The organism is Synechococcus sp. R60.1, from assembly GCF_047461835.1.
Taxonomy (GTDB): Bacteria; Cyanobacteriota; Cyanobacteriia; order Thermostichales; family Thermostichaceae; genus Thermostichus.
Genome location: NZ_JANSIA010000095.1, coordinates 1 through 11,015, shown reverse-complemented (window position 1 = coordinate 11,015; position 11,015 = coordinate 1). Strand labels below are relative to the sequence as shown.

The 11,015-nt window shown below is 59.6% G+C and carries 7 protein-coding genes; 5 read left to right on the top strand and 2 right to left on the bottom strand.

The window, feature by feature from the left end:
- Positions 1-135 precede the first annotated feature (135 nt).
- A complete protein-coding gene (gene nrdJ / locus NW834_RS11870; protein ID WP_414418686.1) occupies positions 136-3,522 on the bottom strand; it encodes a ribonucleoside-triphosphate reductase, adenosylcobalamin-dependent in 3,387 nt (1,128 codons plus the stop codon).
- A 391-nt stretch (positions 3,523-3,913) separates the two neighbouring features.
- Here nrdJ and NW834_RS11865 point away from each other — a divergent pair, with 391 nt between their 5' ends.
- The 4 genes from NW834_RS11865 to NW834_RS11850 all read left to right on the top strand — a co-directional run bounded on the left by NW834_RS11865 (position 3,914) and on the right by NW834_RS11850 (position 9,406).
- Positions 3,914-5,128: a site-2 protease family protein gene (locus tag NW834_RS11865; RefSeq protein WP_414418684.1), complete on the top strand. Its 1,215-nt coding sequence runs from the start codon at positions 3,914-3,916 to the stop codon at positions 5,126-5,128.
- A gap of 194 nt (positions 5,129-5,322) precedes the next feature.
- Positions 5,323-6,627, top strand: a complete 1,305-nt coding sequence (locus tag NW834_RS11860) for a M16 family metallopeptidase (protein ID WP_414418683.1) — start codon at positions 5,323-5,325, stop codon at positions 6,625-6,627.
- 60 nt (positions 6,628-6,687) lie between these two features.
- Positions 6,688-7,977 carry a M16 family metallopeptidase gene (locus NW834_RS11855; RefSeq protein WP_414418682.1) on the top strand — a complete coding sequence of 430 codons (1,290 nt, stop codon included), beginning with the start codon at positions 6,688-6,690 and terminating at the stop codon, positions 7,975-7,977.
- Positions 7,978-8,287: 310 nt separating this feature from the next.
- Positions 8,288-9,406 carry an o-succinylbenzoate synthase gene (locus tag NW834_RS11850; protein ID WP_414329061.1) on the top strand — a complete coding sequence of 373 codons (1,119 nt, stop codon included), beginning with the start codon at positions 8,288-8,290 and terminating at the stop codon, positions 9,404-9,406.
- On the opposite strand, the gene prfB is transcribed toward NW834_RS11850, so the two are convergent.
- Positions 9,403-10,534 (bottom strand): peptide chain release factor 2 gene (gene prfB, locus NW834_RS11845; RefSeq protein ID WP_414418685.1). Its coding sequence is split into 2 segments (ribosomal slippage): positions 9,403-10,461 and positions 10,463-10,534, totalling 1,131 coding nucleotides; the frame shifts between segments, so codons are not numbered across the junction. The two genes, NW834_RS11850 and prfB, sit on opposite strands and share 4 nt — an antisense overlap.
- Positions 10,535-10,856: 322 nt before the next feature.
- Between prfB and NW834_RS11840 the strand changes: the two genes are divergently transcribed.
- Positions 10,857-10,979 carry a hypothetical protein gene (locus NW834_RS11840; RefSeq protein ID WP_414349965.1) on the top strand — a complete coding sequence of 41 codons (123 nt, stop codon included), beginning with the start codon at positions 10,857-10,859 and terminating at the stop codon, positions 10,977-10,979.
- The last annotated feature ends 36 nt before the right edge of the window (positions 10,980-11,015 follow it).

Genomic DNA, 11,015 nt, shown 5'->3' with positions numbered 1-11,015 from the left:
TTGGAAACAAACAGAATGCTATCGCTGCATAGTTGAACAGTGATGTTCAGCAGTGTTCAGCGTAAATGTATCAGCTCGGTCGCGCCTTTGCATCCGATGGGGTTGGTCGGCAGCAGGGGGAACCCTTTTGGGGAACTAGCTCTGAGGCGCCAAATCTGGCAACAGACACCCCAGAGCGTCACACCCTGCCGGTCCCTCTGCTGCCAAGGTAAAGTTGCGGTCGTAGCGGGCCAGGGCCGCGAAGAAGTTATCTGTCCGCCGTCTCTTTTTGACCTCGGCCACCAGTCGTTCGTAGGTGGGCTTGTCGATTTTCTCAAAAGGCAGGCGGGGGAAGGGCGCATCGAAGCGGGCCAGCAGCGCTGCGCTGATGTAGCCCTCGTCGTCGCGGATGGCTTCGTAGATACGGGATCCCAGAGCTTCCACCTCGTCCTCCCGCAGCTCGATGGTGGCGGAGGTGTTGTGGGTGGTGTAGTACCTCTGAACCTGCATATAAAAGTCAAACTGGGCCAGGGCCGAGAATTGCTCGATCTCGATCTGGTCAGCACCGGGCAGGTTGGCCCATTCTACTTCCACAGGCAGTTCCACCAGCCATTCGGTACAGCGGGGATCAAAGGGGTCGTTGAGCAAGTTCCCGTTTTCATCTTTGTCCGCCTGAGCAGGTACCACCGAGTAGCCATAGTCCAGACAGGCCAGCGCCACCGGGTCATTTTTGGCAAAGGTGATGCGGCGGATGTAGCGTTGGGCTTTGGGCGGGTGCCAGCCGGGAGAGGCGTTGGTGAGCAGCGACTTGGTGCCGGCGGGCTGAACCGTGGTGCAGCGGTTGGGGCGGCGCAGGCTGTGGCGGTCGCAGTAGTCCCAGACCACGCGGTGGACGATCTCCTTCCAGCGGCTGAGGTATTCCCGCTCCTGCTGCTTGAATTCCTTCCCGATGGGGGTATCGGGTCTCCCTTCCTGCCACCAGCGCAGCCATTCAACCCCAAAGGCTTTGACGCAAAAGTCGAACAGGCCTGTGAACGAGACGCCGACGATGGGATCCCATTCCCGCGAACGCTGAAAGCGGGGTTCCACAAAGCGGTGGTGGAGTAGGGCTGCCACCGTGAGGGCTCCCGCCGTGAAGGCTTCCTCTTGCTCTTGCCGGTTGTGGGGATCCAAACGGTTGAGGTGGATCTCGGCCAAGTTGCAATGGAATGTGTGGCCAATAATCTCGCCACAGTTGTGGACAACAAACCCATTGGCATCAAAGCACGCTGGGCCGGGGACAGTACAGTCATACACCGGCTCTACCCCGTCTGCCTCAAGGGCAGCAACCGTCACAGCAAACCGCTCTCGGTTGAGCTGGCGCTTGTAGCCATTCAGCAGTGCCTCTAGCTTTTGGGCTTTGTGCGGTTCCCGAAAGCCGACCCATTCCTGGAACAGATGCAAGTTGTCGTTGGCAATAACCAATTCGTGCTGGGCTTTGCAAGCGTATGGTGCAGGTTGGCGAGCACTGTTCGGCAGCAGGCGATATCCAGCAGGACGGCGATTCTCATACAAAACTGCAATGATGCCCAGCCGCGCCAGCATGCGCTGAACCGCTTTGAGGGTACCCAGATGGCTTTGAGAGAGCCGCACGCTAACCCCTTTCTCCTGATTACCTTGCACGCTGCCATCCGCATCAAAGAGCCCGCACAAGAAGCCTCGATGAAACTGGAAGCTGGTGGCTTCGAGCGCCTCTGTCATCTGCTTTTGTCCGGGCCTCATGCCGAACTGGGCCGCCAGTTTTGCCAACCCCCTGGAGCCGATAACCCGCAACCCAAGCTGCGCATAGTGATATGCCTCTGGCTGGCGGGGCTCGTAACCCACTGCCGTTTGCAAAAGCTGAATCGCATACTGGCTCATTTCGGCTTGGGTATCTTGCCAATAGCGTAATAAAGCCGTGTCGTTCCACGGGGTTGCCGTAAGGCTACCGTCACCCAGCAAATTCCCCAAAAGCCAGCCTTCTTCCCAGGTACCCGCCCCATCCCACGGGGTGAGATCGCGATGGTTGTGCAGCAGGATGCGGTCGCCCGGTTGTAGGCTTTCTGCCGGTACCCACTCGGTGTATTGTGCCTTTTGGGTTTGAGCGGTGACTTTGAGAACCCGATGGTTGCCTGTCAGCCGCAGAGAGAACCCTTCCTTGGTCAAAAGCTTCAGCACAGGCTTGGTACCGGAGTAGAAGAACCCCTCCGGTGTGGTACTGAATAGTTCTCCATTGATATAGGTGCTGTGCTGCTTCCCAATCAGGTCTCTCACCTGGCGCGGCCCATCGCCCGTGTGCACCCAGGTATCGGCTGTCACGCAGGGATTCAGCCCATAGCGCCACAGGCGATCCTGAAGTTCCTCTTCCCCTAGGGAGGGATCCCGTCCCTTTAGCCATTCTCGGGCCGTTCCTGCCTCATAGGCTTTGAGAAAGTCGGGTTTTAGGTCGGGTGGGATAAGGTCGCAATTGGCCCGTGCTACGGCTTCCCCGGCCCACTGGATGGCGCCCTCACCGGAGTAAAACTGCTTGCGCACGGCCTCAACACATTCTTCCCGCGTCGGCTTGCGGTGAAACACCCGCGTGTGGTTGGCCATGCGCAGGGCATCTCGCTCGGGATCAATTCTCCAGTTGCCGTTTTCGTCCTGCTGCCAGAGGTTGTCTTTGGCGGTGGATCCCAGCTGGTCGTCGGCAGCAAACTGACGAATGCCAGCGCTACGACGAATGTTTCCCGCCACCACCACCACCGCCGCCTCGTCGATGAGCAAACAGCACTCCACCGAGTTCAGTTGCCGACCTACCGCCCTGTTGAGGATGGCGGCACAGCGCTCGTACAAGCCGGGCAGCTTAATGGGGTTGGCTACGCCCCCAAACCCTTTCAGCCGCTCCCCAGCCGGGCGGACATCGCTCAAGTCCACTGTCACTTCCACCTGGCCCCCAAAGCTGGGATCCGACGCCAGCTCCAGCAGCGCTTGGTAGGACTCCACCCAGCCGCGGCGGCTGTCCCCCACCTGGATGTGCACCTGGGATCCCTGCCGTTGGATGCGGGTGTGCTCCTGCCGCTCTTCGGGAGGGGTGGTGCCGATGGATCCCTTCACGTGAACCCGCAGGCGGTTGACAATGGGGGGCAACTGGCGGATGAACTGCGGTTCCAGCACCGCTCCCGTGCCGCAGCCCATCATGGCCAAATCCATCATCAGGCCAAAGGCCCGCCAGTCCACCACCGCCAAACTGGTGCAGTTGTAGGCACCGGAGAAGTTTTCCGGCTTCTGGATCCAGTCGGTGCCCATCACCCACAAGGCTCGACCGGAGATCAACGCCTTCAACTGCCGCTGCAGACGTTCTACCAACTGCCGCTCCTGAGGGGTGAAGCGCCCCAACCGGGCAATACCGGCCAAGGTGCGATCGCAAACCTCGCTCCAAGTCTCGCGGCTGCCATCCGGGCGGCGACGGCTGTAGGTGCGGTAGAACACCGGGCTGGCCGCCGGGGCTGTGGCCGGAAACTCGCCTGGAGGCGCGGCTCCCATCGTCTGGGCGGGATCAAGTCCCTGCACTTCTTCGCTCTGTTCGCCTGAGTGGGACGAAATCCACACCATAGCCACACCCCTCCTGCAAAGCTCGGTAGTTCCGACTCTTGAGCGCCGGTTGGCAACCCCGCCGACCCAATGCCCAACCACGTTATCACAATCTTCAGGGATCCGGTGTTGTAGGTAGTGTTGTGCTCTGAGAAGATCTTTAAGAGCCTCTAGGGATAGGGCAGGCCCGCTGTCTGCCGGGGGAGCCGCAAGGGAACGGAAGGCCCGGCAGAAGGGCTACAGTGGAGGAGAGGGATCCCAAGTTAAGGGGCTGCTTGTCGTCTTCAACGGCACCTTCCTGGGCCTTCTCCCCAGTGAGAGCTGTGTAAGGAGTTGTATCGTCATGACCAGTCGCCTGCGCATCGGTAGCTTGTGGGGGATCCCCTTTTTCATCGACTACACCTGGTTCCCGGCGGCCCTCCTGCTGGTGCTCTCCTACGGGGTGTTGACGGCGATGGGGTTGTTTCTTTCTCTGCTGGCCCATGAGTTGGCCCACAGCTTGGTGGCCCGCGCCTATGGGGTACGGGTTAACTCGATAACCCTATTTATTTTTGGGGGTATGGCGGCGATTGAGCGGGAAGTTCCCCGCCCCCTTGGGGCTTTTTGCGTGGCGGTGGCAGGCCCTCTCCTCAGCTTGGGTCTGTTTGTTTTCTTCAGCGTGGCCCGGGCTTGGGCTGTGCCGGAGTCGATGCTGGCCTCAACCCTCACCAGCTTGGCTGCCATCAACCTGACGATTGCCCTGTTTAACCTGCTGCCGGGCCTGCCTCTGGATGGGGGGCAAATGCTCAAGGCGGCCATCTGGGGTTGGACAGGGGATCGGCAAAAGGGTATGCTGTGGGCGGCCCGAGCCGGCCAGGGGGTGGGCTGGGGTTTGGTGGGGCTAGGTCTGCTGGTGGTATTTTGGGGGAGCCTCAACGGCCTCTGGGTGGGGTTGATCGGCCTGTTTATTTTGAACACCGCCCGCCGCTACAGCCAGTACGCGCAACTGCAGCAGGTGCTGGCCCGCCTGAAAGCTGCCGATGTGATGACCCGCCAGTTTCGGGTTTTGGACGCGAACATGAGCCTGCGGGAGTTTGTGGATCGCTATCTGGTGCCTTCTTCTCTCAGGCCGGAAGCCCCAACTCAACCGGCGGACGTTTATTTTGCTGAGGAAGATGGCCGCTACCGTGGGCTGGTCAGGCCAGAATTGCTCAACGACATCGAGCGCAGCCAGTGGGATCGCCTCACCCTCAAGGCTATTCTCAAGCCGATGGAGCAACTGCAGGGGGTACGAGAAGAGACCCCCATTCCCCAGGTAATTCAGATGATGCGCCAGGCAGAACCCCGCCGCATTTTGGTTTTCACGCCCACCGGCGCCATTGCCGGCTTGATCGATCGCGGGGATGTGGTGGCCATGGCTGCCCGGCAGTTGGGGGTCGTGCTGCCCCAAGAGGTGGTGCAGCGGGTGCGCGATAGCGAAGAATGGCCCCCTGGATTTCAGGTGGAGGACAATCTGGCCGGAGAGGGATCCCCCAGTCTGGCTTGGCAGGGATCCCCGGATTTCCATCAAGAGCCTTAGTTGGGGAGATGGGTGGACAGGGGGCGGCCCAAGGCGCCTAGGTTCTTCCTCTTCCACAAAAGGTTCCCCAAAAGGGGCGGAGCGTTTTGCCTCCGCAAGCCGGGGAGAGAAGACCAAGAAAAGTAGTCTCAGATACTATTTCCGGGAGACCCTCTCCGTCTACAATTAAGACTGTTCTCCATCAGTTAAGAATTTTGAACCGCTCTCCTCGTCTTTTGCCCGCCTACACCCACCGACTGAGCAACGGGCTAGGCGTTATCGTTCATCCCATCCCCATTGTCGATTCTGTAACCGTTGACGTCTGGGTACGGACAGGTGGACGCCATGAGCCGCCGGAGTGGCTGGGCCTATCCCATTTTTTGGAACACATGGTGTTTAAGGGCAGCGAGCGGCTGGCCCCTGGTGAGCTGGATTGGGCCGTGGAAGGACGGGGCGGAGTTACCAATGCTGCCACCGGCCAAGACTACACCCATTACTACATTACGGTGGCTGCTGCTGACCTAGCGGATACCTTGCCCTACTTGGCAGAGGTGGTTTTGCGGGCCGGGATCCCAGATCTGGAGTTTGAGCGGGAGCGGCAGGTGGTTCTGGAGGAAATTCGCCGCGCCGCCGACAACCCTGATTACACGGCCTATCAGCTTTTGATGCAGACCGCCTATGGGGAGCATCCCTATGGACGACCGGTGTTGGGCACACCGGAGAGCCTGATGCAACTGACCCCTGAACTGATGCGCGCCTACCACCGCGCTTGGTATCGGCCTGAATCCATGACGGTGGTGGTGACGGGTGGCATCGATCCTGAGCGGGCGTTGGCCTTGGTGGAGGAGCAGTTTGGCAGCCCTGCCGCCGGGCCAGCACCGGCCAGCCCCCCCATCCCGCCCCAGCCTCGTCCCCAAGGGATCCTGCGCCGGGAGAGCGACCATGCCCGCTTGGAGCAAGCCCGTCTGAAATTGGCCTGGCCTACCGTTGGCATTGACGATTGGCAACAAGCCTGTGGCCTGGAGATGTTGGCTTCTCTGCTGGGAGATGGCCGTACTTCGCGGCTGGTGCATCTGCTGCGGGAACAGCGGGGCTGGGTGAGGGCCATTGGCTGTTCTTCGCTGGTGTTGAAGGAGGGGGGACTGTTTTGTATCGGCGCTCAGCTGGAGCCGGAGGATGTGGCGCGGGTGGAGGCGACGATCCTGCACGAGATTGAAAAGCTGCAGCAGGATGGCATCGGCCAAGCGGAGTTGGATCGCACCCGGCGTATGCTCACCCATGAGTTCCTGTTCTCCGCCGAGTCTCCCAGTCAATTGGCGGGCATCTATGGCTACTACGAGACGCTGGGCGGGGTGCAGCGCATTCAAGAGTACCTGGAGCTGTTGCAATCTTTTACCCCGGCTCAGATCCGGGAATTGGCCCAGCAGTACTTGTCTTTGGAGGCCTATGTGGTCACCGTTCTCAAGCCGACTGCCCTGGATACAGCGGCGGCTTCGGAGCTGCAACTGGCTTGCCGTTAAGCGCCGCCTTGGCGCTCCGGACTCTTGATTTTCGGATTTTGGACGGGATCCCTTGCCTGCATGAACTCTGCTCTGCTTGCCACCCAACGTGGCCGTTTACAGCGCGTCCTTTTGGCCAATGGCATCACGCTGTTGCTGGGCCAGAACCCAACGGTGGAGATCTTGGCTGCCCACTGTTTTTTCCGCGGTGGTAGCCGGGCAGAGCGGCCGCAACAGGCGGGGGTGAGCCACTTGATGGCGGCTGTCCTCACCAAAGGCACGCATCGGCGCAACTCCCAGGCCATTGCTGCTGCGGTGGAATCGCTGGGAGCCTCGCTATCGGTGGACAGTTCTGCCGACTATTTCGAGGTGAGCCTGCGCTGTGTGGCTGCCGATTTCCCGGAGTTGCTGGATTTGCTTGCGGAGACGCTGCGGGATCCCAGTTTTCCTGAAGAGGAGGTGGCGCGAGAGCAGGCGTTGATGCTGCAGGCCATCCGCGCCCAACAGGAACGGCCCTTCAGCTTGGCTTTCGAGCAGGTGCAACAAGCCCTCTATGGGGATCATCCCTACGCTCTGCCGGGGTTGGGACGGCTGGAAACGGTGGGATCCCTGACCCGCGAGGATTTGGTAGCCTATCACGCGGCCTACTGTCGTCCCAATGGAATGGTGATGGTGGTGATCGGCCCAGAGCCGCCGGAGCAGATGGCTGCCCAGGTGGAAGCGGCTTTGGGAGACTGGGTTGTTCCCGGCCCCTCTCCAGAGGATCGGGATGTTCCCCTGCCCCCTCTGAGGGATCCCCAACTGCTGAGGTTGCCCCAGCCCACTCAGCAGACAACAATCTTGATTGGGTTTCGCGGATCCCCTGCTGCTTCTGCGGATTATCCGGCCCTGAAACTGTTGGCCACCTACTTGGGCAGCGGTCTATCCAGCCGTCTGTTTGTGGAACTGCGGGAGCGCTGTGGCCTGGCCTATGAGGTCTCGGCTTTTTTTGCCACCCGCCGGGATCCCGCCCCTTTTGGGGTTTACATGGGCACTGCGGCAGAGAATACTCAGGTGGCCCTGGAACGCCTACAAGCAGAAATCCACCGTCTGCAGGCCAATCCGCTCGACCTGGCAGAGGTGGAAATGGCGCAGCGCAAACTTCTGGGCCAGTATGCCCTCAGCAAACAAACCAATGCCCAGGTGGCTCAACTGGCGGGCTGGTACGAGATTTTGGGCTTGGGCATGGAGTTTGACCGGCAGTATTTGCAGGGGGTCAGGCAGCTCACCCCAGAGCAGCTCCACCAAGCCGCAAAGACCTACCTGACCCCCCCGGCCATTGCTCTGGTGGGGCCGGAAGCTGCCTTGGCAGAGGTTGAGCTGGTGTTTTAAGCTGAGCAAACCATGAGGAAAACTAAGATCTGGCAAACATGGCCATTTCGATTCAAACGGGGACATTGCGCCCACACCTCAATAAAACACCTAAATAAAAAATGTTGAAAATGTTGAATGCGCAGTGCCGGAAAGCTTTTTTTAGGAGCCCATGTGTCTCACCCTGGCCTGAAGTAACCATAACTCTGGATTGAGGTCACGATTGTGGGTCAATCTCGAGATGTCCAAGAAAACGATGGGGATCGTTTCTGAATAGCAGCCCTCTGAGAAAACTGGCGTTTTTCCTTTCTTTATCTTGCTTGAGCTTTTTGTGGCTGGTAGGCACAGCAGATCATCTGCAGGGGATACCCAAAAAGAGGGATCCGTGCCGCTTGGGCGGCTGGAAAAGCGGTTTTCCTTTGCGTTTTGCCCCTACTGGCGTCCCTTTCGGCGGCCCCTGCGTACCCACCACGGACTGTGGTCCGTGCGCGAAGGGATCCTGATCCGGCTTACGGATCGGGAGACAGGCTGTCAAGGATATGGGGAAATTGCTCCCATCCCTTGGTTTGGCAGCGAGACCTTAGAGCAGGCTCTGGCGTTTTGTCGGCAGCTGCCCCCTCTTTTGTCGGAGGCGTATATTTTGGGGATCCCAGAAGCACTGCCGGCCTGCCGGTTTGGGTTGGAAGGCGCTTGGCTGGCCTGTCGGGATCCCGATTGGTTGAACAAGGATCTCTCTCTACTCTCTTTCTGTGAACTTTTGGGGGAGACCCTGCCGCCGGAATCTTACAAGGACTCCTACAAGGACTCCGTCCCACTCACGCGGTCGGTGTACAAGCTCAAGGTGGGGAGGGATCCCATGCAGCAGGAGTTGGAGAAGCTGGAGCAATGGCTGGAGCGGTTGCCACCAGGATCCCATCTGCGTTTGGATGCCAATGGGGGGTTAACGCTTGCGGAGGCCCACCGGTGGCTGATGGTTTGTGATCGGCTCAACCAGGCCTCGCCGGTCAAGATTGAGTTTTTGGAGCAGCCTCTGCCGCCGGATCAGCACGCCCATTTGGTGGAGCTCAGCCGCCAGTACCAAACCCCCGTTGCTTTGGATGAATCGGTGGCCTGCCTGGAGCAGTTGCAAGCGATCCATCGGTCAGGATGGAAAGGGATCCTGGTGGTGAAGCCGTCTCTGGTGGGCTCCTGCATCGCGCTGCGAGAGTATCTCAGCCGCCATCCCGGCCTGGATCTGGTCTTTTCTTCGGCGCTGGAGACTCCCATCGGCGCCTGGCACGGGTTGGCTTGGGCGGGATCCCTGCAAGCGAAAACCGCCTCTCCCCGGGCCGTGGGATGGGGGGTAGGGGAGTTTTTCCAGGAAGGGGATCCCCTGACCTTGACCCAGCTCTCAGCCCAGGAGCGGGCTGCCCTCATGCAGGCGGTGTGGGAGCGCTACAGCCGGCCCTAGACTGCGGCGGCCTGTTGTTTGGCGTATTCCTGCCGCAGATAGGCCTGGATAAAATGCATCAGTTCCTCCGGCTCGCCGTTCATAAAGGCCTCGACATTGTAGGTTTCGGCGTTGGTGCGGTGATCTTTGATCAGCTTGTAGGGATCGAAGGTGTAGGTGCGAATACGCCCCCCAAAGCCCTGAGTCACCATCTCGCCGCGGATCTCGGCCAGCTTTTGTCTGCGTTTTTCCTCTTCCATTGCAATCAGCTTGGCCTTCAAGATCTGGATGGCCCGCTCTTTGTTTTGCAGTTGGGAGCGCTCCTCGGTGCAGCGCACGGCAATGCCGGTGGGCTTGTGGATCACCCGCACCGCTGTTTCCACTTTGTTCACGTTTTGGCCACCTGCCCCACCTGAGCGGGAGGTCTCGAACTCCAGATCTTCCATCTTCAGCTCATACTCGCTTTCCTCTTCCAGAATCGGCATCACCTCTACGCCAGCAAAGCTGGTTTGCCGTTTGCCGTTGGCGTTGAAGGGGCTGATGCGCTCCATGCGGTGGTTGCCCTTCTCGGCAGAAAGATACCCATAGGCGTAGGGGCCTTCGATCAGCAGGGTGGCGGACTTGATGCCGGCTTCGGCGCCTTCGGAGTATTCCGAGAGGCTGACCTTGTAGCCCTGGTTTTCGGCCCAGCGGGTGTACATTTTCAGGAGCATTTCCGCCCAGTCCTGGGCGTCGGTTCCCCCTGCACCGGCGGTGATGGTGAGGATGGCACCGTTTTTGTCGTAGGGGCCGGAGAGCAGTTGCTGTAGCTCCCACTGGCCCAACTCCCGCTCCACCGCTGCCAGGGATCCTGCTGTCTCGGCTAGGAGTTCTGGATCGGGCTCTTCTTGGAGCAGCTCGAGGGCGCTGACAGCATCTTCCAGGCGATCCTTCCAGCGGTGCACCTGATCCCAGGAGGCCTTGAGGCTGTTGAGCTTTTGCAGGTGGCGGCGGGCTGCCTCTACATCATTCCAAAACTGCGGCTGCGAGGCTTCTTGCTCTAGGATGGCAATCTGTTGCTCCAAGTGGGGCAGGTCAAAGATAGTCCTGAGCGTTGCTCAGGCGCAAGGTGAGCGATTCTAGGGTGCGTCTTAGATCGGCAAGTTCCATAGAGAACATCAAACCATCTGCACATCGGATCCCATCCTATCCTGTGGGCCAGCAACTCAATCAAGGGATATAGCCCTTCTGCGGGCTTGCCGGAACACTGTTGCCGTGCAGCGCCGGTGAACCGGGTTCCTAGGAGTCCTTTCGGGGTAGAGCGTTTGGCTGTTGATCCCGCGCAGGCGGCTGGCGAAAGGGCTACGGGATCGACGGGTCGGCTTTGGTCGATTGCGTCAGCGGGACAGAACCCTTTGGCTTCTGCCGGAAGATCCCTGTTGAGGTGGCTCAAGCCTATAGCAGAATAAAGAATTCGGTTTCGGAGGCTGCGATGCTGAAGGTCTTTTCCTTGCTTTCCGGGCTGGTTTTGGCGGGAGGAGTGGCTGCTTTGGCCATCACCAATCCCACCTTAGAAGAGCATGCCTCTAACCCCCAAAACCCTGAACTTTGCTGAATTTACTGAGCTTTAGGCGGTTTGGCAAAAGTCATT